This window comes from Bacillus sp. SRI_025 (genome assembly GCF_057592095.1).
In genome coordinates, this window is the sequence record NZ_JBYEGB010000004.1 from 66,556 (window position 1) to 90,888 (window position 24,333).

Consider the following 24,333-nt stretch of genomic DNA (forward strand, 5'->3'; position numbering starts at 1 on the left):
TCCTCAATGAATCATTCAATTTTTCCTTAAAATAAACTCTTCATTCTTAGCAAACAATGTCTTTTTCGGGTAAAAAGATTACGTTTTCATATCAATTTGAAAAAAAACCTGCAGAAAGGGCACATTTGAGTGTAATATTTAATGAATCCCACTAACTGTCTATGTATGTCTTGTGGTAAAATAGGAGCGAAATAAAGAGAGATGAATGAAAGGTGGGAGGCAGCTTTGACACACAAATATGACCCCTTTCAGCAGAAATCACCATATGCAATGACCATTCATGATTGGACGAACATGACATGTTCTGGTAAAGAGGTATTGGCCGGATTTACAACAAAAAATGGCGGCTTCAGCCTTACTCCATATCAATCATTGAACACTGGACTCCATGTAGGAGATGATGCTTCTAGTGTTCAAATGAATCGTCAAGTCATAGCAGATGCTGCTGCTGTGCCGCTCTCTGATTGGGTGTTTGCAGACCAAACACACGAGGATCGCATCCTGAAAGTCACCAAGGAGCAAAGAGGAAGAGGAAGTCTTCATTATGATGAGGCACTGCCAGGTACAGACGGTTTATATACGTCTGAGACGAACATGATGCTCGCTCTTTGTTTCGCTGATTGTGTTCCGCTTTATTTTCTAGCTCCGCAAAACGGATTAATTGGAACGGCTCATGCCGGCTGGAAAGGAACCGTCAAGCAAATTGGTGCAAAGATGGTTGATGTATGGGTCAGCCAAGAAGGTGCCAAGGTCGATCAGATTCAAGTCGTCATTGGACCATCCATTGGCAGCTGCTGCTACATAGTCGATGACGTCGTCATGGATCAAGTGAAACAGCTTCCTTTTTCAACAGAGGATGTGTATTCCGAGATTTCACAAGGACAATATAAAATTGATTTGAAAACACTAAACAAAAACGTATTGCTTCATGCAGGAATAAAAGAAGAAAACATACATGTCAGTTCGATGTGCACAAGCTGCAATGATCAGCTTTTCTTCTCACACCGGCGTGATCAAGGGAAAACAGGACGTATGATGTCTTTTGTCGGGTTTAAGGAGGCATAAGTGCAATTGAATGTACGAGAGAATCTCAGACAAATAAATGAACAAATAAACGAAGCATGTAAAAGAGCCGGTAGACAACCAGCAGATGTATCAGTCGTCGCTGTGACAAAATATGTCTCGATTGAACGAGCACTAGAAGCCAAGGAAGCAGGGATTGTGCACTTTGGTGAAAATCGAGACCAAGGGTTACTTGAAAAGCAGGCGGCCATAACCGATGAAAACATTAACTGGCACTTTATCGGCAGTTTACAAACACGAAAAGTGAAATCAGTCATTCAGACAATTGACTACTTACATTCGCTCGACAGGATGTCTCTTGCGAATGAAATTGAAAAAAGAGCGGATCACACAGTTCGCTGTTTTGTACAAGTGAACACATCACTTGAGGAGTCAAAACACGGCTTGAAAAGTGAAGACGTCATTCCATTTGTGAAGCAGCTCGCTGATTTCAAACAGATTGAAATTGCAGGACTGATGACGATGGCTCCATTTACAGAGGATCACACTGTGATTCGCAACTGTTTTAAAGCATTAAAAAACCTTCAAGAAGAAGTAAAACATCTTAACCAAGTAAATGCACCTTGTCAGCATTTATCGATGGGCATGTCAAATGATTTTGAAATCGCAATTGAAGAAGGTGCGACATTCGTTCGGATTGGCTCTTCACTTGTTGGAAATGAAACAGGAGGTGCGTGACATGAGCATAAAAAATAAGTTTAAAAGCTTTTTCACTCTCGACGATGAAGAGTATGAGTACGAATATATTGATGAAGAAAGAGAACCCGTTCAAGAAGAAAAAGGAACGAAGGACAAAGCAGCATTTCAAGAGCGCCCGCAGACAGGAAAACAAAATGTTGTCAGCTTGCAAAGCGTGCAGAAATCCTCTAAAGTGGTGTTAAGTGAGCCGCGTGTTTATGCAGAAGCGCAGGAGATTGCAGACCATATTAAAAACAGACGTGCAGTCGTCGTGAATTTGCAGCGCATTCAGCATGATCAAGCAAAGCGAATCATTGACTTCTTAAGCGGAACCGTTTATGCAATCGGTGGAGACATTCAGCGTATTGGCTCGAATATATTCCTCTGCACACCTGATAATGTAGATGTATCTGGCACAATATCAGAGCTATTGACAGAGGAAGAACCTCAGAGGTGGTAAATTATAGTGATTCTATATTACATTTTCCAGCTTTTACAGACTGTATTAACGATTTACTCATTCGCGATTATTATTTACATCTTTATGTCATGGGTGCCATCTGCAAGAGAAACTGTAGTTGGCCGTTTTCTGACAAATATATGCGAACCGTATTTAGAACCATTTCGTAAAATTATTCCGCCAATCGGTATGATTGACATCTCGCCGATTGTGGCATTGCTTGTAATTCGTTTTGCATCATCATATGGACTAACTGGTCTTTACAATATGATTGTGCGCTTCATGTAAACAGGCTGCCGGGCTTGGCACTGCCAGGCTCTTTTACATAAGAGGGGAACAAAATGAGCGATATCTATCAGCATTTTAGAAAAGACGAACAGCCATTTGTCGACCAAGTGTTAGGCTGGAAAAAAATCGCACTCGACCAATATCGAATGAAATTAACAGACTTCCTTGATCCGCGTGAGCAATTTATTACCGAGTCCGTCATACAGCATGCTGAAGAACTTGGGATCATGTTTTTTGGCGGGTATGCGGGAGCGGAGCGCAAAAGAGCTCTCATTTATCCTGATTATTTAGAACCTTCTATTGAAGATGTTGAGCTGTCATTTTTTCAGGTGAACTATGCGAAAAAGTTTATTTCACTAGAACACCCGAAGCTTCTCGGCTCATTGATTGGGACAGGCTTGAAGCGTCAAAAATTCGGAGATCTATTATTTTCAGAGGAAGATGTGCAGTTTATTTGTACAAGTGATGTCGCTGATTTTGTGCGGGCGCAGCTGACACATGTCGGCAGAGCCTCCGTTTCATTAGAGGAAATCACGCAGGCAGAAATAAAGCCAGTGATGACGAAGACTGATATCAAAGAAGATACCATCTCTTCACTTCGGCTTGATGCTGTATGTGCTGCTGTCAGCCGTCAGTCTCGGCAAAAAGCACAGCTTTTAGTCAAAAATGGACTTGTCAAAGTCAATTGGAAAGTCACTGAGGACCCTTCCTTTACAATCGGTGAAGGCGATCAGCTCTCTGTTCGGGGATTTGGCCGCTTTAGCCTCAAAACGATTGATGGGAAGACCAAAAAAGATAAATTCAAAGTAACATTTGAGCTTATGACATAACGAACTTGAATCTGGAGGTGGCGAGGTTGCCATTAACACCTAATGATATTCATAATAAAACGTTCACAAAAAGCTTTCGCGGCTATGACGAAGACGAAGTAAACGAGTTTTTAAGCCAAGTACGTAAAGACTACGAGATCGTACTCCGTAAAAAGAACGAGCTTGAAGACAAAGTAAACGAGCTTGACGAAAGACTAGGTCATTTTGCCACAATTGAAGAGACATTAAACAAATCGATTCTTGTGGCGCAGGAAGCAGCAGAAGACGTTAAGCGTCATTCTGATAAAGAAGCAAAATTGATTATTCGTGAAGCAGAGAAAAATGCTGACCGAATTATCAACGAAGCGCTGTCAAAATCAAGAAAGATTGCAATGGAAATTGAAGAGCTGAAGAAACAATCGAAGGTCTTTAGAACTCGTTTCCAAATGCTCATCGAAGCGCAGCTTGATCTTCTGAAAAATGACGATTGGGATCATTTACTGGAATATGAAGTGGACGCTGTCTTTGACGAAAAAGAATAAGCGCATCATCTTGACATGACGTGCTCATGTTGCATATAATACCATCATAAATTAACAAGAGATAAACGTTTGAAAGGGACACTCGCAGCTGTCACATGCGTAATTAAGCGAATCAGGGATGGTGGAAGCCTGACATTACGAGACGCTGCAATGAGATCACCCCTTTAGTTCCTTTTCTGAAAAAACAGTAAGAAAAGGCGTCTGATCACGTTACGATTTTAGAGTGGATAAGCGGCTGCTTAAATAGCGCTTGTCTAAAAGGGTGGTACCGCGAGACAAGCCTTCTCGTCCCTTATGGGATGAGAGGGCTTTTTTTATTGTTTTTTAATCAGAATTTGCATGTGGAGGAATGGGTATGAACTACAAAGACACCTTATTAATGCCGAAAACAGAATTCCCGATGAGAGGGAATTTGCCGAACAAAGAGCCTGAAATCCAAGAGGAGTGGGCAGAGAAAGACATCTATCAAATGGTTTTAGAGCGGACAAAAGGACGCCCAACGTTTATTTTGCATGATGGGCCTCCATATGCGAATGGTGACATTCATATGGGGCATGCACTCAATAAAATCCTAAAAGATTTTATCGTCCGTTTTAAATCAATGAACGGATACCATGCTCCGTACGTACCAGGCTGGGATACACACGGGCTGCCAATTGAAACAGCTCTTACTAAAAATAAAAAAGTAAAGCGCAAAGAAATGTCTACAGCAGAATTCCGCAAACTATGCGAGGAGTATGCTTGGAAGCAAATTGAAGGTCAGCGCAGCCAGTTTAAACGCTTAGGCGTCAGAGCAGACTGGGACAATCCATATGTCACATTAAAGCCTGAATATGAAGCGCAGCAAATTCTTGTCTTTGGTGAAATGGCGAAGAGAGGCTATATCTATAAAGGATTAAAGCCAGTTAACTGGTCTCCTTCAAGTGAATCAGCTCTTGCTGAAGCCGAAATTGAATATAAAGACAAACGTTCACCATCGATTTACGTTTCGTTTAAAGTAAAAGATGGAAAAGGCGTTCTTGAAAACGGCGAACAATTCATTATCTGGACAACAACACCTTGGACGCTTCCTGCAAACCTTGGCATTTGTGTTCATCCGAACTTAGAGTACAGTGTTCTTCAAGTCGGTGATGAGCGTTATGTCGTTGCATCTGAACTTGTTGAACAAGTAGTAAAAACACTCGGCTTTGAAGAGTATGAAGTGGTCAAAACGCTAAAAGGAAAAGAATTAGACAACATCGTTGCAGAGCATCCAATCTATGGTAGAGATTCTCTTGTGATGCTTGGCGATCACGTGACAACTGATGCGGGAACAGGCTGTGTTCACACTGCACCAGGCCACGGGGAAGATGACTTTATTGTCGGTATGAAATACGGTCTTGATGTGCTCTGTCCAGTAGATGAAAAAGGTGTGATGACAGATGAGGCACCTGGTTTTGAAGGACTATTCTACGAGGATGCCAATAAAGCCATCACAGAACAGCTTGAAGCAAAAGGCGCGCTGAAAAAGCTCGACTTTATCACGCACTCCTATCCGCATGACTGGAGAACGAAAAAACCAACGATTTATCGTGCGACAGCTCAGTGGTTTGCATCCATTAAAGATTTTAGAGAAGCGTTATTAGACAATATTAAAGAAACGAAATGGGTTCCAGCATGGGGTGAAACACGCCTGTTCAATATGGTGCGTGACAGAGGTGACTGGTGCATTTCAAGACAGCGTGTATGGGGCGTTCCAATTCCGGTGTTTTATGCAGAAAATGGTGAGCCGATCATCACAGACGAAACCATCCAGCATGTATCTCAATTATTTAGAGAGCATGGCTCGAATATTTGGTTTGAAAAAGAAGCGAAAGAGCTATTGCCAGAAGGCTTTACACATCCAGGCAGCCCGAATGGTGAATTCACTAAAGAGCAGGACATCATGGATGTATGGTTTGATTCCGGTTCTTCTCACCAAGCCGTTTTAGAAGAAAGAGATGACCTAGTCCGTCCGGCAGATCTATACCTTGAAGGCTCTGACCAATATCGCGGCTGGTTTAACTCCTCTTTATCAACAGCAGTTGCTGTCACTGGAAAAGCGCCGTATAAAGGTGTCCTAAGCCACGGCTTTACGCTTGATAAAGAAGGACGTAAGATGAGTAAATCATTAGGTAACACGATTGACCCAACGAAGGTTGCGAAGCAGCTCGGTGCAGAAATTCTTAGACTTTGGGTATCTTCTGTCAACTATCAAGCCGATCATCCAGTGTCTGATGATATTTTGAAACAAGTAGCAGAAGTCTATCGTAAAATTCGTAACACCTTCCGCTTCCTGCATGGAAACCTATTTGACTTTGATCCAGCAGTAAATGCTGTGCCAGTAGAAGAGCTTCGCGAAGTGGATCAATACATCTTGATCAAATTAAACAAATTGATTGATAAAGTGAAAAAAGCTTATGATGATTACGAATTTGCGGTCGTCTATCATGCGATTCACAATTTCTGTACGATTGAGCTCAGCTCTTTCTATCTCGATTTTGCAAAGGATGTCGTCTACATTGAGCATGCGGATCATCCAGACCGCCGCAGCATGCAGACTGTCTTCTACGAAACATTAATGGCATTGGTGAAGCTGACTGCACCAATTCTTCCGCATACAGCAGATGAATTATGGAGCCACTTAAGCTTTGTTGAAGAGCCAAGTGTTCAGTTAACAGATATGCCAGAAGGTGTGGCAGTTCCTCAAGCTGAAGCGACAGAAGCGAAGTTTGACCACTTTATGGAGGTACGTGACGATGTGCTAAAAGCGCTGGAGATTGCGCGTAACGAGAAAGTCATCGGACGTTCACTTGAAGCAAGTGTGACGCTTTATGCGACAGACGAAGTGAAAAACCTTCTTGCATCCATTAAAGAAGATGTGAAGCAGCTCTTTATCATCTCTGAATTAACGGTAGAGGATAAGCAGCATGCAGATACATCGGCGCCTGAATATACATCAGGAAGAATTGTGGTTCAAAAAGCAGAAGGAGAACTGTGCGAACGTTCCCGCATTATTTCAAAAGATGTTGGTGCAAATCCGAAATACCCAACATTGTCGCTGAAAAATGCTGAAATCGTGGAGAAATATTACCAAAATTAACAGTGCGATAATCACAAGCTGGCGCCCCGTCATATGCGGGGCGTTTTCTTTTTTGAGAAAATGACAGCGTTTAGAACGAAAGGAAAAATCTTATGGCTTTAAAGTAACCAGGCAGGGCAACAATATGATTATCACGACAGGGCAGGAGTTGAAATAGCGACATGAATGGCGATTTAGAGACGATTTACACGGAACTCCTTCAAATAAAAGAAGAGCTGCAATCTAAACTGTTTGAATACGCATCATTTCGTTCACCCGCTGAGCATGTCTCGTTGAATGACGTTAAAACGACCACACTTCTTTATCACATCAAAGAAGAGCTGCAAGATGTGTCTCTCGCTATTGCAAAGATCGAACAAGGGACCTATGGCATATGTGAGGCGACAGGTAATATGATTCCGCTTGAACAAATGAGCATTCTTCCTACCGCCCGCACGGCTGACGACTTTTTATATCATAAGCAATACGAGAAAAAAGCATTCACTCCTTATCCTTCCGAATCAAATGATCCTCATTTTGAAGCCTTCCACATGTAGGGAGGTTTTTGTCTGTCAACTAAAGTTTCTTTACTCCTTCCTGTTTTCTTGATAAAATGCTTAAAGATCAAAGTATGAAGATGGAGGAACGTGTGTGTTCTATTACATAATCGCATTCGTTATCATTTGTTTAGACCAATTAACAAAATGGCTCATTGTCAAAAATATGATGCTCGGAGATTCTGTTCCAGTTATTGATGGATTCTTTTATATCACGTCTCACCGAAATTCAGGAGCCGCATGGGGAATTCTCCAAGGGCAAATGTGGTTTTTCTATGTGATCACACTCGTTGTTATTGCGGGAATTGTTTATTACTTACAAAAACATGGACAAAAGGACAAGCTGCTTGGAGTAGCGCTGGCCTTAATGCTTGGCGGAGCGATCGGAAACTTTATCGACCGTATTTTCCGTCAGGAAGTGGTTGATTTTGCTCATTTCGTATTTGGGGATTATCACTACCCAATCTTTAATATTGCAGATTCTTCTCTCTGTGTAGGGGTTATTCTGCTCTTCATTCAAATGCTGTTAGATGGAAAGAAAAATAAGGAGTCAACTACATGAATCAAGTAAATATTGCCGTTTCAGAAGAACAAACGAGTGAACGGCTAGATAAATTTCTAAGCACAACAGAACCAGAATGGTCAAGAACCCAAGTCCAGCAATGGGTTAAAGATGGGCTGATCGAAGTAAACGGGAAACAAGTAAAGGCCAATTACAAAGTACAAGCTGGGGATCAAATCAAAGTGGAGATTCCAGATCCGGAAGCGCTAGATGTAGAAGCAGAACCAATGGATCTTGATATTTATTATGAGGATGCAGATGTGTTAGTCGTAAATAAACCACGAGGAATGGTCGTTCATCCAGCGCCAGGTCATGTGTCAGGTACACTTGTAAATGGTCTGATGGCACATTGTACCGATTTATCAGGGATTAACGGTGTGATGCGTCCTGGAATTGTCCACCGAATTGATAAAGATACGTCTGGGCTGTTAATGGTTGCAAAAAACGATATCGCACATGAGTCACTCGTCAATCAGCTGGTGGCTAAAACCGTCACAAGAAAGTATACGGCGGTTGTCCACGGTATTATCCAGCATGATACAGGCACAATTGATGCACCAATTGGCAGAGACAAAAAAGACCGCCAAAGCATGACGGTCACAAAAGAAAATGCAAAACAGGCCGTCACTCACTTTGATGTGATTGAACGCTTTAAAGACTTCACGGTTGTCGAATGCCGTCTTGAAACAGGAAGAACACACCAAATTCGTGTTCATATGAAATATATCGGCTACCCTCTTGCAGGAGATCCGAAATATGGGCCGAGAAAAACAGTCGATTTTAATGGACAGCTGCTGCATGCAGGTGTTTTAGGATTCGATCATCCTAGAACAGGAGAATATATCGAGTTCACAGCACCAATTCCAGCTGATATGCGGGGCTTTATCGATTCATTAAGAAATAACGATTGACAGGCCGTTCTTTTTTTGAAATAATAAACGAAGAAATTGAGATTCTTTAAAACAGTCCAGAGAGGCTGAGAAGGATAACGGATCAATTTGTGCACGAGTATGCACAAATGAACGCCCCTCTCTGCCCTTTGCAGAAGGGGCTTTTTATTTGTCAAAAAGAGGTGTAAAAGATGGAACAAAAAGCAGTCATTCTTGATGAACAAGCGATCAGACGAGCGCTTACCCGAATTGCACATGAAATGATTGAGCGCAACAAAGGGATGAAGGATGTCATCCTTGCCGGGATCAAGACAAGAGGCATACATCTTGCAAAGCGCCTTGCAGAGCGCATCGAGCAAATTGAAGGAAATCCAGTCACTGTGGGTGAACTTGATATTACGCTATACCGTGATGACCTGACAAAAAAGACAGACAATCAAGACCCGCTTGTAAAGGGAGCAGACATCCCAGCTGACATTAATGACAAAACACTCATTGTCGTTGACGATGTCCTGTTTACAGGCAGAACCGTCAGAGCAGCTATGGATGCCCTTGTGGATGTAGGAAGACCATCTTCCATTCAGCTGGCTGTGCTCGTCGACCGGGGACACCGGGAGCTGCCAATTCGAGCGGATTATATCGGGAAAAACATTCCGACATCAAAAGCAGAGACCGTTATGGTTCAACTGAATGAAGTAGATCAAAACGACCTTGTCGCTATATACGAAAAATAACCTTTTTAAATGCATTCCAGAGAGTTTGCAAAGAGGGCAATAACAGAGACACCGAGCACACGGCTAACATGACGTGTCTGGTTTTTCTAGGCCTCTTTGCGCATACTCGCAAAGAGGCTTTTTTAATGAAAAAGGACACATCTAGGAGGAAAATCATGAGTCAGCAAAAAGCCAATTTAGGCATTCGAGATATCCCAAAACCATTCACATGGCTATCACTTAGCCTGCAGCATTTGTTTGCGATGTTTGGTGCAACCATTCTTGTACCAAAAATCATTGATATGAGTCCAGCCGTCGCGCTCATCTCAAGCGGTGTGGGAACGATTGTTTACTTAATCATCACAAGAGGACAAATTCCGGCGTATCTTGGATCGTCCTTTGCCTTCATCGCCCCCATACTGAATGTGAAAGCAACGGGCGGCCCTGGAGCCGCAATGGTTGGCGCCTTCATGGCGGGTGTTGCGTATGCGCTTATCGCCCTGTTCATTAAATGGCTCGGCACAGGCTGGCTGATGAAGCTTCTGCCGCCGGTTGTTGTAGGACCAGTCATTATGGTCATTGGACTTGGACTCGCTGGAACAGCAGTCAACATGGCGATGTATGTTGATCCGAATGCTACTGAGTTAGTTTACAGCCTCAAGCATTTAATGGTCGCTGGCTTCACACTGGCTGTCACGATTATCAGTATGATTTTCCTAAGAGGATTCCTTAGCTTAATCCCAGTATTAATCGGCATAATCAGCGGCTATCTCTTTGCCTTAACTCAAGGCATTGTGAACTTCCAGCCGGTCATTGACGCAAAATGGTTTGCCGTACCAGACTTCGTCGTACCATTTGTCGACTATACACCTGCTGTGACCTTAAGCATTCTCACAGTGATGGTGCCGGTTGCCTTTGTCACAATGTCTGAGCATATCGGCCATCAAGTGGTGTTAAGTAAGGTCGTAGGACAAGATTTTATTAAAAAACCAGGTCTTCACCGCTCCATTTTAGGAGACAGTGCGGCGACCATCTTCGCTTCACTTATTGGCGGACCACCAACAACAACTTATGGAGAGAACATTGGCGTACTTGCCATCACAAGAGTGTTCAGTATCTTCGTCATCGGCGGAGCAGCAGTGTTTGCGATCTGCTTCGGTTTTGTAGGAAAAATTTCAGCATTAATCAGTACAGTGCCGTCCGCGGTGATGGGAGGCGTTTCGTTCCTGCTCTTTGGAATCATTGCCTCAAGCGGCCTGAGAATCCTGATTGATCATAAAGTGAATTTTGAAGAAAAGCGTAATCTCATTATCGCATCAGTCATCCTAGTCATCGGAATTGGCGGGGCATTTATTGAGGTGAAACAAATCAATCTCACTCTATCTGGAATGGCACTTGCTGCGATTACGGGTGTCCTGTTAAACCTGATCCTGCCGCATCAAAAAGCGGAAGATGACGAGTCAAATGAATCAAATACAGAAAACCTTTTAAAAGAAGTCCAGTGAGGCTGACAAGGGTTCTAAATGGAGCAGAATGCACGAAAGTGCCGCTGCTTCTTTTGGAGAACCCTAAGCTGCCGAGGCTTAGGGTTTTTTTGAACCTGAAAGTGATGAAAAACTAGAGGGGGAAGAAAAAATGAATGATTTATCGACAATGAGCAGCTTGTCTAAAGAAGAGATTTTACAGCTGATTGAAGAAGCAGCGGCACTCAAAAAGGGGAAACAAGAACATGGACTAGCCGGAGAATTTGTGGCAAACCTCTTCTTTGAACCAAGCACAAGAACACGTTTTAGCTTTGAAGTAGCCGAGAAGAAACTAGGGATGAATGTCCTGAGCTTAGATGCGGCAAGCACCTCCGTTCAAAAGGGCGAAACACTTTACGATACGGTAAAAACACTGGAATCAATCGGAGTAAAGGCATGTGTGATCAGAGACAGCACCGATGAATATTATAACGAGCTGATCGGGAAGGTTGGAATTCCCATCATCAATGCAGGAGATGGCTGCGGACAGCATCCAACCCAATCACTGCTTGACCTCATGACCATATTTGAAGAGTTTGGCGGCTTTGAAGGCTTAACGATTTCGATTCATGGAGATATCAAACATAGCAGGGTAGCAAGGTCAAATGCTGAGGTTCTCTCAAGACTGGGAGCGACAGTCCTCTTTTCAGGACCTGCTTCCTTCCAGGATGAACAAAACCCTCACGGAACGTACGTCCAAGTAGATGAAGCCATCGCACAATCTGATGTGGTGATGCTGCTCAGAATCCAGCATGAGCGGCACGCTGAAAAAATGGGCAGTGATGATTACTTATCAACTTATGGATTAACAGTAGATAGAGCCAGCAAAATGAAAGAACGCGCGATTATTATGCATCCAGCACCAGTAAACAGAGGTGTTGAAATAGATGATTCATTAGTAGAGTCCAAGCAGTCAAGGATTTTCAAGCAAATGGAAAATGGTGTTTATATCCGAATGGCCGTATTAAAAAGAGCTTTTCAAAATAGCACACTACATCAAAAAGGGAGAGATTCTGTCTATGTCATATCTCATTAAAAACGGTTTTATCTTAACAAGCACAGGTGAAAGAGTGCAGCAGGATATTAGGGTAAAAGGAAAAGTGATTCAAGCGATGGGTCACCTAGAAAGAGAAGACGGAGAAGAGGTTATTGATGCAGCAGGGCTATTTGTGTCACCAGGCTTGATCGATCTGCATGTGCATTTAAGAGAGCCAGGCGGAGAGAAAAAGGAAACAATTGAAACAGGCTCTAAAGCAGCCGCAAGAGGTGGATATACGACCATTGCAGCGATGCCGAATACAAGACCGGTTCCAGATACAAAAGAGCAAATGGAATGGCTCATGAATCGAATCGAAGAAACCTCATCTGTTAGAGTACTGCCATACGCCTCCATCACAACGAGACAAATTGGGGAAGAGATGACGAATTTTGCAGCACTAAAAGAAGCAGGAGCCTTTGCTTTTACAGATGACGGTGTCGGTATCCAAACAGCAGGCATGATGTACGAAGCGATGAAACAGGCAGCAAGTCTTGATCAAGCGATTGTGGCGCACTGTGAAGATAACTCGCTCATTTACGGCGGGTGCGTTCATGAAGGAGAATTTTCAAAAGCAAATGGGTTAAACGGAATACCGTCAATCTGTGAATCGGTGCATATTGCAAGAGATGTTCTTTTAGCAGAAGCAGCGAACTGTCATTATCATGTATGTCATATCAGTACGAAAGAATCTGTGCGAGTCGTACGCGATGCAAAAAAAGCAGGCATCCGTGTGACGGCTGAGGTGTCACCGCATCACCTGCTGTTGTGTGATACGGACATTCCAGGTCTTGATACAAACTATAAAATGAACCCGCCGCTCAGAGGGAAAGAGGATCGCGAGGCATTGATCGAGGGACTGTTAGATGGAACGATTGATTTCATCGCCACAGACCATGCGCCGCATACAGAAGAAGAAAAGAACGAAACCATGCAGCGTGCCCCGTTTGGAATTGTGGGACTTGAAACAGCGTTCCCGCTTCTGTATACACGATTTGTCAAAACAGGCGAATGGACATTAAAAGAACTCGTTGATTATATGACAATCAAACCAGCAGAAGCCTTTTCCCTTCCATACGGAAAGCTTGAAGAAGGACACATAGCTGATATTACACTCATTGATTTAAACAAAGAAATGGCAATCGATAAAACAAGCTTCTTATCAAAAGGACAAAATACACCGTTTGACAAATTGACTGTATCAGGATGGCCAGTCATGACACTTGCATCTGGGAAAGTCGTTTATGAAGAGGGGAGACTAGTAAAATGAAGAGACGCTTAGTGCTAGAAAACGGAACAGTATTCGAAGGAACAGGCTTTGGCAGCTTAGAACCATCAGTCGGAGAAGTCGTCTTTAATACAGGGATGACGGGCTATCAAGAAATTTTATCTGATCCATCATACTGCGGACAAATTGTCACACTCACTTACCCGCTTATCGGCAACTACGGCATTAACCGTGACGATTTTGAATCGATCACACCGTTTGTGAAAGGGCTGATTGTGAAAGAGCTTTGTGAAAAGCCCTCAAACTGGCGCTCTTCATACTCACTCGATGAATATTTAAAAATGAAAAACATTCCGGGGCTGAGCGGAATCGATACACGGAAGCTGACTAGAATGATTCGAAGTGCAGGGACTTTAAGAGGGGCGTTTGCAGGACCTGATGAACAAGTGGAAGACGTTGTCCGCCGCCTTCAAACATTGCAGCTGCCAACTGATCAGGTGAGTCAAGTATCTGTGAAAAATGCGTACCCAAGCCCAGGCAGAGGAAAAAGAATTGTCCTTGTCGATTTCGGCATGAAGCACGGCATTTTGCGCGAGCTCAATAAACGTGATTGCGACGTTATTGTGGTGCCATACAACATCACTGCAGATGAAGTGCTGCAGCTAAAGCCTGATGGCATCATGCTTTCAAACGGACCTGGAGATCCTGTGGATGTACCAGAAGCCGTTGAGATGATTCAGCAATTGATTGGAAAGGTGCCGCTCTTTGGTATTTGCCTCGGACATCAGTTATTTGCTCTAGCGTGCGGTGCAAGCACAGAAAAAATGAAATTTGGTCACAGAGGGTCGAACCATCCGGTGAAAGAACTAGCAACTGGCAAGGTGACACTCACGTCTCAAAACCATGGCTACACGGTTAGCAAGATTAACGAAGACGTGCTCGAAGTCACACATATTGCCTTAAACGACAATACGATTGAAGGATTAAAACATAAAGAAGCACCAGCGTTCACTGTTCAGTACCACCCAGAAGCATCACCGGGTCCAGAAGATGCAAACTACTTATTTGACCAGTTCATGGAAATGATTCATACGACTGAGAAAGAAGGGGAAGAAGTATGCCAAAACGCGTAGACATCAAAAAGATTTTAGTAATCGGATCAGGTCCTATCATCATCGGTCAGGCAGCGGAGTTTGACTATGCAGGTACACAGGCTTGCTTAGCACTAAAAGAAGAGGGCTATGAAGTCGTTCTTGTGAACTCTAACCCTGCGACCATCATGACAGATACAGAAATGGCTGATAAGGTATACATCGAACCACTGACACCAGAATTTTTAACACGAATCATTCGAAAAGAACGCCCTGATGCGATCTTGCCAACACTTGGCGGGCAAACTGGATTAAACCTTGCTGTTGAATTGTCAGACCTTGGTGTATTAGCTGAATGCGGCGTTGAAGTACTCGGTACAAAGCTGTCAGCCATCCAAAAAGCAGAGGATAGAGATTTATTCCGTAATTTGATGAATGAACTAAATGAGCCTGTACCAGAAAGTGAAATCATTCATAACCTGGAAGAAGCAATGGCGTTTACGGATCAAATCGGTTTCCCTGTCATCGTCAGACCAGCCTATACATTAGGTGGAACGGGCGGCGGAATTTGTACAAACGAGCAAGAACTGAAGGAAATCGTTGAAAACGGCCTGAAGCTAAGCCCAGTTACACAATGCTTACTTGAAAAAAGCATTGCAGGCTTTAAAGAAATTGAATATGAAGTCATGCGAGACAGCGGTGACCATGCAATCGTTGTTTGTAACATGGAAAACTTTGACCCTGTCGGTATCCATACAGGTGACAGTATTGTTGTAGCACCAAGCCAAACGTTAAGTGATCGTGAATATCAGCTGCTTCGCAATGTGTCGCTTAAGCTGATCCGCGCACTTGGCATAGAAGGCGGCTGTAACGTTCAGCTGGCACTTGATCCAAACAGTTTTCAATACTATATCATCGAAGTAAACCCGCGTGTGAGCCGTTCCTCTGCGCTTGCGTCAAAAGCGACAGGCTATCCAATTGCCAAATTGGCAGCGAAAATTGCAGTCGGCTTAACGCTTGATGAAATGATGAACCCAGTCACAGGTAAAACCTATGCAGCCTTCGAGCCTGCACTTGACTATATCGTTTCAAAAATACCGCGCTGGCCGTTCGATAAATTTGAATCTGCCAACAGACGTCTTGGTACGCAAATGAAGGCAACTGGTGAAGTCATGGCGATCGGCCGCACATTAGAAGAGTCTCTTCTAAAGGCTGTACGCTCACTTGAAGCTGATGTGCATCACATTGAATTAAAAGATGAAGCAGACATCACAAATGAAGTGCTTGAAAAACGGATTATCAAAGCGGGAGACGAACGATTATTTTATATCGCTGAGGCGCTTAGAAGAGGCTATACAGTCGAACAAATACACGAATTCTCAAAAATTGATTACTTCTTCCTTCATAAACTGGAAGGCATCATCGCCTTTGAGAAGACATTAAAAGAAAACAAAGGCAATACAGACGTATTAAAAGAAGCGAAAGAAAAAGGCTTCTCAGATATCTACATTAGCCGCGAGTGGAATATGAACGAAGCGGATGTCTACAAGCTAAGACAAGAAGCAGGCATTGTACCTGTATACAAAATGGTAGATACATGTGCGGCAGAATTTGAATCAGAGACACCTTATTTCTACAGCACGTATGAAGATGAAAATGAATCAGAACGTACAGACAAGAAAAGCGTTATCGTATTAGGTTCAGGTCCTATCCGAATTGGACAAGGGGTAGAATTTGATTATGCGACCGTTCACTCTGTGTGGGCAATTAAACAAGCAGGCTATGAAGCGATCATTATTAACAACAACCCTGAAACGGTCTCAACAGACTTTAGTATTTCAGATAAGCTCTACTTTGAACCACTCACTGTAGAAGACGTGATGCATATCATTGACCTTGAACAGCCTGAAGGAGTTGTCGTTCAGTTCGGCGGGCAAACAGCGATCAACTTAGCAGATGAATTATCAAATAGAGGGGTTAAAATTCTTGGAACTTCTCTAGAAGACCTAGACCGCGCAGAAAACCGGGACAAGTTTGAACAAACGTTAGAAACACTTGGCGTGCCCCAGCCTAAAGGAAAAACAGCAACGTCTGTGCTTGAAGCAGTAGCGATTGCCAATCAAATTGGCTACCCAGTCCTTGTCCGTCCTTCCTATGTATTAGGCGGCCGCGCGATGGAAATTGTGTATCAAGAAGCCGAGCTTCTTCACTACATGGAGAATGCGGTGAAGGTCAATCCGCAGCATCCAGTGTTAATTGACAAGTACTTGACAGGAAAAGAAATTGAAGTAGATGCCGTGTCTGATGGCGAAACTGTCGTGATCCCAGGCATTATGGAACACATTGAAAGAGCCGGAGTTCACTCTGGTGACTCGATTGCAGTCTATCCGCCACAAACATTGTCTGAGGACATCAAAGCGAAGATCGCAGAATACACGATCAAGCTTGCAAAAGGACTCAACATTATTGGGCTTTTAAACATCCAGTTTGTCCTATCAAAAGGCGAAGTGTATGTACTTGAAGTGAACCCGCGATCAAGCCGGACGGTTCCTTTCTTAAGTAAAATCACAGGCATCCCGATGGCCAACCTTGCGACAAAAGTCATCTTAGGAGACAAGCTCAAAAATTATGGCTACGAAGAAGGGCTTCACACAGAGCAAGAAGGAGTGTACGTTAAAGTCCCAGTCTTCTCTTTTGCTAAATTAAGAAGAGTCGATATTACACTCGGACCTGAAATGAAATCAACAGGTGAAGTCATGGGGAAAGATGTCACGATCGAAAAAGCCCTATATAAAGGATTGATTGCCTCAGGTATTCAAATTCCTAATGATGGAACAGTACTTCTGACAGTGGCTGATAAGGATAAAGAAGAAGGACTTGAGATCGCAAGAAGATTCCATTCAATCGGCTATCATATTTTAGCGACAGAAGGAACGGCGAATTATTTAAAACAAGCCTCCATTCCATCAAGTGTGGTCGGCAAAATCGGAGAGGAAGGCAAAAACCTTCTCGATGTCATTCGAAACGGGGAAGCGCAATTTGTCATCAATACCTTAACAAAAGGAAAACAGCCGGCAAGAGACGGCTTTAGAATTAGACGTGAATCTGTTGAAAACGGAGTGGCCTGCTTAACGTCCTTAGATACTGCAGAAGCCATTTTAAGAGTGCTTGAGAGCATGACATTTAGAGCGGATGAAATGCCAGAAGTGAAAACGAATGCTGAGGTGACAGTAACGATATGAAAAAAGCATACTTGACGGTCGTCTCGAACCGAGAGATCGCTGATCATATTTACGAAATGACATTAAAAGGTGACCTTGTGGACTCCTTTCAAACGGCTGGACAATTTCTTCATCTAAAGGTCAGTGAATCCATGACACCGCTGCTGAGAAGACCGATCAGTATTGCCAACATTCATGCCGAGCAAAAAGAAGCAACCATCATTTACCGCACAGAGGGAGAGGGCACAAAGCTCCTCTCCCAAAAGCGGGAGGGAGAATCAGTCGATGTATTAGGGCCGCTTGGAAACGGGTATGATCCTTCAGTCGTCCAGCCCGGAGAGACGGCATTACTAGTCGGCGGCGGAATTGGCGTACCGCCTCTATATGAACTGTCCAAGCGTTTAACGAAAAAAGGCGTCATCGTGAAGCATGTCCTCGGCTTTCAATCGAAAAAGGATGTATTTTACGAGGAGAAATTTCAAGCACTCGGTGATACGTTTATTGCATCGGTTGATGGCACATACGGTGCTAAAGGCTTTGTAACAGATGTGATAAAAGAGCAAAACCTGGGCTTTGATGTGCTGCTTTCCTGCGGTCCAACACCTATGCTCAAAGCACTGAAAGACACGTATCCTGATAAGCCCGTCTACATTTCGATGGAAGAACGAATGGGCTGCGGGATTGGTGCGTGCTTTGCATGTGTCTGTCATACAGATCAGCTCGACAAACCTTACGTCAAAGTCTGTCTTGATGGACCTGTTTTTAAAGCAGAGGAGGTGGCATTGTCATGCTAAACGTTGAGTTACCCGGATTATCTTTAAAGAATCCAATCATCCCTGCATCAGGCTGCTTCGGGTTCGGGAGAGAATTTGCATCCTTATATGACCTATCATTGCTAGGCGGTATCATGATCAAAGCCACAACCCTTGAACCGAGATTTGGCAATCCCACGCCAAGGGTAGCCGAGACAGGAGCTGGTATGCTTAATGCAATCGGCCTTCAAAATCCGGGTCTAAAAGGCGTGCTTGAAAATGAGCTGCCTTGGCTTGAACAATTTGATACACCTATTATTGCGAATGTTGCTGGCTCACAGGTTGATGATTATGTGGAAGTAGCCAAGCAAATCAGCCAAGCAAAAAATGTTCATGCCCTTGAACTGAATATTTCTTGCCCAAATGTGAAAACAGGCGGAATTGCCTTCGGTACAGATCCAAATATGGCGGCGTCATTGACAAAAGCGGTCAAGGAAGTCTCTTCTGTACCTGTCTATGTCAAGCTGTCACCTAACGTAGCCAATATTGTGGAGATTGCTCAAGCGATTGAAGCTGCTGGAGCGGATGGACTCACCATGATTAACACATTAATCGGTATGCGTTTAGATTTAAAAACTGGGAAACCCATCCTTGCCAATAAAACAGGTGGATTATCAGGACCAGCTGTCAAACCGGTCGCTGTGCGCATGGTACACGAGGTGAGTCAAGCGGTTTCTATTCCGATTATCGGGATGGGCGGAGTGCAAAGTGCTGAAGATGTACTTGAATTTTTACTAGCAGGTGCAAGTGCAGTAGCTGTCGGCACAGCCAATTTTGTGAATCCATTTATTTGCCCAGAAATTATTGAAGAGCTGCCAAATGTGTTAGCAGCATATGGTTATTCATCTGTAGAGGAATGCATCGGAAGGAGCTGGAAACATGAAGCACTTGCCCATCATCGCGCTTGATTTTCCATCAGGACAGGAGGCCCACGCCTTTTTAGATCGTTTTGAAAGCACTCCATTATTCGTAAAGGTTGGCATGGAGCTGTTTTACCAAGAAGGACCTGCCATCCTTGATGCGCTGAAAGAAAAAAATTGCCGCATTTTTCTTGATCTAAAATTACATGACATTCCAACTACTGTGCAAAAAGCGATGAACCGGCTTGCTGCACTTGGTGTTGATTTGGTCAATGTGCATGCTGCTGGCGGGAAACGGATGATGCAGGCTGCGTTAGAGGGACTTGAAAGCGGGACTCCTGCTGGACAAAGCCGCCCGGGCATTATTGCAGTGACCCAGCTGACTAGTACGTCAGAAGACATGATGAGAAACGAATTACTCATTGACCATCCGTTGCAAGAGACTGTTATCCGGTACGGACAATTAGCATATGAAAGTGGGCTAGACGGGGTTGTTTGCTCTGTTCATGAATCTAAAGCACTTCATGAACATATTTCACCATCCTTTCTCACTGTAACGCCAGGAATTCGCTTACCGAATGATCAAACCGATGACCAACAGCGCGTAGCGACACCGGCCTATGCAAAAGAGCAAGGTGTTTCACAAATCGTTGTCGGAAGATCAATCACAAAAGCTGATAAACCAATAGAAGCCTATCATCAAATTTTGAAAGAGTGGGAGTGACTGCCAGATGAAATCAAAAATCGCGAAACATCTATTACAAATCAAAGCGGTCTCATTAAAACCAGACGAACCGTTTACATGGGCGAGCGGTATAAAATCACCGATCTATTGTGATAACCGCCTGACATTGTCATATCCAGAAGTGAGACACGACATTGCTGAAGGTCTAAAAGATTTAATTCTCACTCATTTCAAGGGAGCAGAGGTTGTCGCGGGTACTGCAACAGCAGGCATTCCTCATGCGGCATTAGCAGCAGACCGCTTGAACATCCCGATGTGTTATGTCAGAAGTAAGCCGAAAGCACATGGAAAAGGAAATCAAATTGAAGGGGCCGTATCAAAAGGCCAAAAGGTTGTCGTCGTAGAAGACCTTATTTCCACAGGAGGCAGTGTGCTTGAAGTGGTCGCTGCTCTTCAAGATGAGGGCTGCGAGGTACTAGGAGTTGCCGCGATCTTCACATACGGACTGCCAAAAGCAGCGGCAGCCTTTCAAGAAAAAAATATTCCATATGTCACCCTAACAGACTATGACACATTGACAGACGTGGCACTTGAACTGAAAGCGATTGAGCCTGCTGCGATGAACAAACTAAAACGCTGGAGACAAGATCCTTCCTCAGAATCTTGGATGGAAGAAACGGTCTGAAAAGTGAAAGCCCATCGTTAACAAAAACTGTGCCTGCCCGCACAGTTTTTTATTTAGGTAAAAATAGTAAAATAGACTCAAATTTTAATAAAAACTAATCCTATCAATAAAGTCGGGTTGACTTTTGTTTGAATTGTGTTAATATTTAAGACAAATTGAAACTCTTATCCAGAGAGGTGGAGGGACTGGCCCGATGAAACCCGGCAACCTGCGATTCGCAAGGTGCTACTTCCTGCAAAATGATTCTATTTTGAAAGATAAGGAAATCGTGAGCTTCCTCATCTTTCTTTCGGACTGAAAGAAAGTTTTTTTATTTTAACGGTGAGGAGGAAGAGGAGATGGAAGTGAAACAAAATCAGGATGAGGACTTAGTAAAGCATATGCAAGAACTGATTGGGGATATGAAATTCGGTTCAATAACGTTAATTGTTCAGGACGGTCAAGTGATTCAAGTGGAAAAGAACGAAAAAATTAGATTGAAGTAGTGCGGATAAAAGCAATATGAGCTGTACTCCGGAAGGGGAGAAATCATGTTAACTTATGAAAATTGGCAAGAGCCGTCCATTACATTTCAAGAAGATGATTTGTATAAAGGAGCCCTGTCTGTACTGAAATGGGCGTACGGTCATTATGGTGACCAGCTCGTATATGCGTGCAGCTTTGGGATTGAGGGCATCGTTCTGATTGATCTGATTGCAAAAGTAAAAAAAGATGCGAAAATTGTCTTTTTAGATACAGGTCTGCATTTTAAAGAAACATACGACACAATTGATGCGGTAAAGGAAAGATACCCGGGCTTAGACATTGAACTGAAAACGCCTGAGCTGACGGTTGAACAGCAAAATGAGCAGCACGGTGAACAATTATGGAAAACAAATCCTCAAAGCTGCTGCCATATGCGTAAGGTCATTCCTTTGCAAGAAGCCCTATCTGGTTATCCAGCATGGCTTTCCGGTTTAAGAAGAGAGCAGTCACCAAAACGAGCAGGGACGAATTTCTTAAATAAGGATGAAAAATTCAAATCAGTGAAAGTATGTCCGCTTATCCATTGGACGTGGAAGGACATATGGAGATATGCATCTAGAGAGGAACTTACTTATAATCCGCTGCATGACCAAGGATATCCAAGTATCGGCTGTGCACCGTGTACACAGCCAGCATTTACTGCAGATGATCTGCGTTCTGGCAGATGGTCAGGCACAGCAAAGACAGAGTGCGGATTACATGAGTAAGGGAGCATAATGTATGGAAATCGCCGCAATTTTATTTAGTCTATTCTTTGCTTTAAACATAGGCGCAAGCGGAGCAGCTGCTTCTATGGGCATTGCGTACGGGTCAGGTGCGATTCAAAAGCCCATTTATGCGCTCAGCGTTTGTGCAGTTGGGATTTTAGCAGGTTCAGTGATTGGCGGCGGTGAGGTCGTCAAAACGATCAGCTCTGGTATTATGCCAGAATCAGTCATTACACTTGAAATCGTTTGTATTATCATTGGTTCTGCTGCACTATCACTTTTTATAGCGAATCTGATGGCGATCCCTTTATCAACAAGTGAGGTCACAGTAGGGGCTGTGGTTGGTGTGGCAGTCGCGTATAAAGTATTGTTTGTGAAATCCATTTTAGTGATTGTGGCATTTTGGGTGATCATCCCGATTTTCGCCTTTCTTTTTACCTTTGCTGTCGTCAAAATCATCAGAATGTTCCCTAAACGGAAGCTGTCTAAAAAAGGCACAGCTATTTTATCTGTCGTATTAATCCTCAGCGGATTTCTAGAGGCGTTTTCAGCTGGTATGAACAATGTCGCAAATGCGGTCGGCCCGCTTGTCGCGTCAGGCGTTTTGTCAGTCGGGCAAGGAACTCTTTACGGCGGGATCTTTGTTGCACTTGGTGCCCTTTTGCTTGGGAGAAGGGTACTAGAAACAAACGGAAAGAAAATCACCCGCTATCAAACAGGCGAAGGGATTTTACTTTCGAGTACCGGTGCTGGGCTTGTCATCGTCAGCTCTATTTTTGGGCTGCCTGTTCCGCTTACGCAAATCACCTCCTCGTCTATTATCGGGCTTGGAATGGCAAAAGGCGGGCCAAACATTTTTCACAAACATGTTGTGAAAAAAATGCTGAAAGTGTGGGTGGTGTCACCCTTCTTATCACTCAGCCTATCGTATTTGCTGGTGAGCCTTTTCTTAAAAGGAGACTATTACTCTATCTTTATCATGATGAGTGTACTGCTTGCCTCACTTGGTGCGCTGAGTCTGATGAAGGCAGTCAAAAATGAGAGCAGCTCTATTCATGAACAGGGCGGCGGGATTTAATCACAAATCCGACTATTAACATCTAATAAATATGAACATTGAGAGGAAGATGAACAAATGAGTTTAACACCACATGGTGGCGTATTAATTAATCGAGTAAATGAAGAATATGATCTCAGCACAGCTGCAAAGGAAATTGAACTAGATGCGATCTCCTTTGCAGACCTTGAACTCATTGCAATTGGCGGATATAGTCCAATTGAAGGGTTTTTAACAAAAGCTGATTATGAAGCAGTTGTGAGCAGTATGCGGCTAGCAAGTGGTGTCGTTTGGTCTCTTCCTATTACACTGCCAGTGACAAAAGAAAAGGCGGCGGAAATCCATCAAGGCGATATCGTACGCTTATCCTATAATGGAACTGTATATGGGGTCATTGAAGTAGAGGATCAATACACACCAGATAAGGAAAAAGAAGCGGTAAATATCTATAAAACTGATGACCGCAATCATCCAGGCGTGAAAAAATTATTTGAACGCGGTGATACTTACATTGGCGGGAAAATTACACTGACGAAACGCAGTGAAAAACCATTCCCTCAATTTACGTATGAGCCAGAAGAAACAAGACGCCATTTTAAAGAAAATGGCTGGAAAACCATTGTTGGTTTCCAAACGAGAAACCCGGTTCATCGTGCGCATGAATATATTCAAAAAACAGCATTAGAAACGGTCGATGGTTTATTTTTAAATCCGCTTGTCGGTGAAACAAAATCTGACGATATCCCGGCAGATGTGAGAATGAAAAGCTATCAAGTGTTATTGAATGGTTATTATCCAAAAGACCGCGTCTTTTTAGGTGTTTTTCCTGCTGCAATGCGTTATGCTGGACCAAAAGAAGCGATATTTCACGCGCTTGTTCGTAAAAATTATGGCTGCACCCATTTTATTGTCGGAAGAGATCATGCAGGTGTTGGTGACTATTACGGCACATACGAGGCGCAGGAACTATTTGATCAATTTACAAGCGAAGAAATCGGTATTACGCCATTAAAATTTGAACACAGCTTCTACTGTAATACATGTGAAGCGATGGCCACACCAAAAACGTGTCCTCACGACAAAAGCGAGCATGTCATTCTTTCAGGTACAAAAGTTCGAACGATGCTGAGAAACGGTGAATTACCACCAAGCACGTTCAGCCGAAAAGAAGTCATTGAAACATTAATCGAAGGATTAAAAACGACGGTATCTTAAAGGGAG

The 24,333-nt window shown here is 43.4% G+C and carries 24 protein-coding genes, 1 riboswitch and 1 other annotated feature; all 24 genes read left to right on the forward strand.

The features are described 5' to 3' along the window. The first annotated feature begins 201 nt into the window (after window positions 1-201). The 24 genes from pgeF to sat all read left to right on the forward strand — a co-directional run bounded on the left by pgeF (window position 202) and on the right by sat (window position 24,327). Complete coding sequence (gene pgeF, locus AC20OE_RS12645) at window positions 202-1,065, forward strand: peptidoglycan editing factor PgeF (RefSeq protein ID WP_039178375.1); 864 nt, start codon at window positions 202-204, stop codon at window positions 1,063-1,065. A 6-nt stretch (window positions 1,066-1,071) separates the two neighbouring features. Continuing rightward, a complete protein-coding gene (locus AC20OE_RS12650; protein WP_039183105.1) occupies window positions 1,072-1,761 on the forward strand; it encodes a YggS family pyridoxal phosphate-dependent enzyme in 690 nt (229 codons plus the stop codon). A gap of 1 nt (window position 1,762) precedes the next feature. After that, on the forward strand, window positions 1,763-2,221 hold the full coding sequence (gene sepF, locus AC20OE_RS12655) for a cell division protein SepF (protein WP_003212271.1): 459 nt from the start codon (window positions 1,763-1,765) through the stop codon (window positions 2,219-2,221). Window positions 2,222-2,227: 6 nt separating this feature from the next. After that, complete coding sequence (locus AC20OE_RS12660) at window positions 2,228-2,509, forward strand: YggT family protein (RefSeq protein ID WP_059377070.1); 282 nt, start codon at window positions 2,228-2,230, stop codon at window positions 2,507-2,509. Between the two features lie 53 nt (window positions 2,510-2,562). Further along, window positions 2,563-3,339 (forward strand): YlmH family RNA-binding protein, encoded by a 777-nt coding sequence (locus AC20OE_RS12665; RefSeq protein WP_059377071.1) that lies wholly within the window; start codon window positions 2,563-2,565, stop codon window positions 3,337-3,339. Window positions 3,340-3,365: 26 nt separating this feature from the next. After that, the gene (locus tag AC20OE_RS12670) at window positions 3,366-3,860 is read left to right on the forward strand and encodes a DivIVA domain-containing protein (protein ID WP_008344947.1); all 495 of its coding nucleotides are present in this window, start codon (window positions 3,366-3,368) and stop codon (window positions 3,858-3,860) included. A 59-nt stretch (window positions 3,861-3,919) separates the two neighbouring features. Further along, window positions 3,920-4,156: a binding site (T-box leader), on the forward strand. A gap of 59 nt (window positions 4,157-4,215) precedes the next feature. Beyond that, window positions 4,216-6,981 carry an isoleucine--tRNA ligase gene (gene ileS / locus AC20OE_RS12675; RefSeq protein WP_059377073.1) on the forward strand — a complete coding sequence of 922 codons (2,766 nt, stop codon included), beginning with the start codon at window positions 4,216-4,218 and terminating at the stop codon, window positions 6,979-6,981. 161 nt (window positions 6,982-7,142) lie between these two features. After that, window positions 7,143-7,517: a TraR/DksA family transcriptional regulator gene (locus tag AC20OE_RS12680; RefSeq protein WP_059377074.1), complete on the forward strand. Its 375-nt coding sequence runs from the start codon at window positions 7,143-7,145 to the stop codon at window positions 7,515-7,517. A 94-nt stretch (window positions 7,518-7,611) separates the two neighbouring features. After that, the gene (gene lspA, locus AC20OE_RS12685) at window positions 7,612-8,079 is read left to right on the forward strand and encodes a signal peptidase II (protein WP_024424236.1); all 468 of its coding nucleotides are present in this window, start codon (window positions 7,612-7,614) and stop codon (window positions 8,077-8,079) included. Then, window positions 8,076-8,990, forward strand: coding sequence for an RluA family pseudouridine synthase (locus AC20OE_RS12690; RefSeq protein ID WP_039178386.1), 915 nt, complete (start codon window positions 8,076-8,078; stop codon window positions 8,988-8,990). Before lspA ends, AC20OE_RS12690 begins: the two co-directional genes overlap by 4 nt. A 170-nt stretch (window positions 8,991-9,160) precedes the next feature. Beyond that, a complete protein-coding gene (gene pyrR, locus AC20OE_RS12695; protein ID WP_024424234.1) occupies window positions 9,161-9,703 on the forward strand; it encodes a bifunctional pyr operon transcriptional regulator/uracil phosphoribosyltransferase PyrR in 543 nt (180 codons plus the stop codon). A 155-nt stretch (window positions 9,704-9,858) separates the two neighbouring features. After that, on the forward strand, window positions 9,859-11,187 hold the full coding sequence (locus tag AC20OE_RS12700) for a solute carrier family 23 protein (protein WP_039178389.1): 1,329 nt from the start codon (window positions 9,859-9,861) through the stop codon (window positions 11,185-11,187). 130 nt (window positions 11,188-11,317) lie between these two features. Further along, window positions 11,318-12,241 (forward strand): aspartate carbamoyltransferase catalytic subunit, encoded by a 924-nt coding sequence (locus AC20OE_RS12705; protein WP_047202122.1) that lies wholly within the window; start codon window positions 11,318-11,320, stop codon window positions 12,239-12,241. Then, window positions 12,225-13,511: a dihydroorotase gene (locus AC20OE_RS12710; protein ID WP_059377076.1), complete on the forward strand. Its 1,287-nt coding sequence runs from the start codon at window positions 12,225-12,227 to the stop codon at window positions 13,509-13,511. Before AC20OE_RS12705 ends, AC20OE_RS12710 begins: the two co-directional genes overlap by 17 nt. Then, window positions 13,508-14,602 carry a carbamoyl phosphate synthase small subunit gene (locus AC20OE_RS12715; RefSeq protein ID WP_047202124.1) on the forward strand — a complete coding sequence of 365 codons (1,095 nt, stop codon included), beginning with the start codon at window positions 13,508-13,510 and terminating at the stop codon, window positions 14,600-14,602. The genes AC20OE_RS12710 and AC20OE_RS12715 overlap by 4 nt, the downstream gene beginning before the upstream one ends. After that, window positions 14,587-17,802 carry a carbamoyl-phosphate synthase (glutamine-hydrolyzing) large subunit gene (gene carB, locus AC20OE_RS12720; RefSeq protein ID WP_099663239.1) on the forward strand — a complete coding sequence of 1,072 codons (3,216 nt, stop codon included), beginning with the start codon at window positions 14,587-14,589 and terminating at the stop codon, window positions 17,800-17,802. The genes AC20OE_RS12715 and carB overlap by 16 nt, the downstream gene beginning before the upstream one ends. Further along, the gene (locus AC20OE_RS12725; RefSeq protein ID WP_099663240.1) at window positions 17,799-18,575 is read left to right on the forward strand and encodes a dihydroorotate dehydrogenase electron transfer subunit; all 777 of its coding nucleotides are present in this window, start codon (window positions 17,799-17,801) and stop codon (window positions 18,573-18,575) included. Before carB ends, AC20OE_RS12725 begins: the two co-directional genes overlap by 4 nt. Beyond that, entirely contained in the window at window positions 18,569-19,501 is a 933-nt protein-coding gene (locus AC20OE_RS12730) for a dihydroorotate dehydrogenase (RefSeq protein ID WP_047202127.1), read from the forward strand. Before AC20OE_RS12725 ends, AC20OE_RS12730 begins: the two co-directional genes overlap by 7 nt. Continuing rightward, a complete protein-coding gene (gene pyrF, locus AC20OE_RS12735) occupies window positions 19,473-20,177 on the forward strand; it encodes an orotidine-5'-phosphate decarboxylase (RefSeq protein WP_099663241.1) in 705 nt (234 codons plus the stop codon). The genes AC20OE_RS12730 and pyrF overlap by 29 nt, the downstream gene beginning before the upstream one ends. A gap of 7 nt (window positions 20,178-20,184) precedes the next feature. Next, the gene (gene pyrE / locus AC20OE_RS12740) at window positions 20,185-20,823 is read left to right on the forward strand and encodes an orotate phosphoribosyltransferase (protein ID WP_039178408.1); all 639 of its coding nucleotides are present in this window, start codon (window positions 20,185-20,187) and stop codon (window positions 20,821-20,823) included. A gap of 161 nt (window positions 20,824-20,984) precedes the next feature. Next, a riboswitch (SAM riboswitch) is annotated at window positions 20,985-21,087 on the forward strand. 116 nt (window positions 21,088-21,203) lie between these two features. Further along, window positions 21,204-21,308, forward strand: coding sequence for a DUF2292 domain-containing protein (locus AC20OE_RS12745; protein ID WP_369810469.1), 105 nt, complete (start codon window positions 21,204-21,206; stop codon window positions 21,306-21,308). A gap of 45 nt (window positions 21,309-21,353) precedes the next feature. Continuing rightward, the gene (locus tag AC20OE_RS12750; RefSeq protein ID WP_047202129.1) at window positions 21,354-22,055 is read left to right on the forward strand and encodes a phosphoadenylyl-sulfate reductase; all 702 of its coding nucleotides are present in this window, start codon (window positions 21,354-21,356) and stop codon (window positions 22,053-22,055) included. Window positions 22,056-22,068: 13 nt separating this feature from the next. Beyond that, complete coding sequence (gene cysP / locus AC20OE_RS12755; protein WP_047202130.1) at window positions 22,069-23,133, forward strand: sulfate permease; 1,065 nt, start codon at window positions 22,069-22,071, stop codon at window positions 23,131-23,133. A 57-nt stretch (window positions 23,134-23,190) separates the two neighbouring features. Continuing rightward, window positions 23,191-24,327 carry a sulfate adenylyltransferase gene (sat, locus tag AC20OE_RS12760; protein ID WP_039178416.1) on the forward strand — a complete coding sequence of 379 codons (1,137 nt, stop codon included), beginning with the start codon at window positions 23,191-23,193 and terminating at the stop codon, window positions 24,325-24,327. Window positions 24,328-24,333 lie beyond the last annotated feature (6 nt).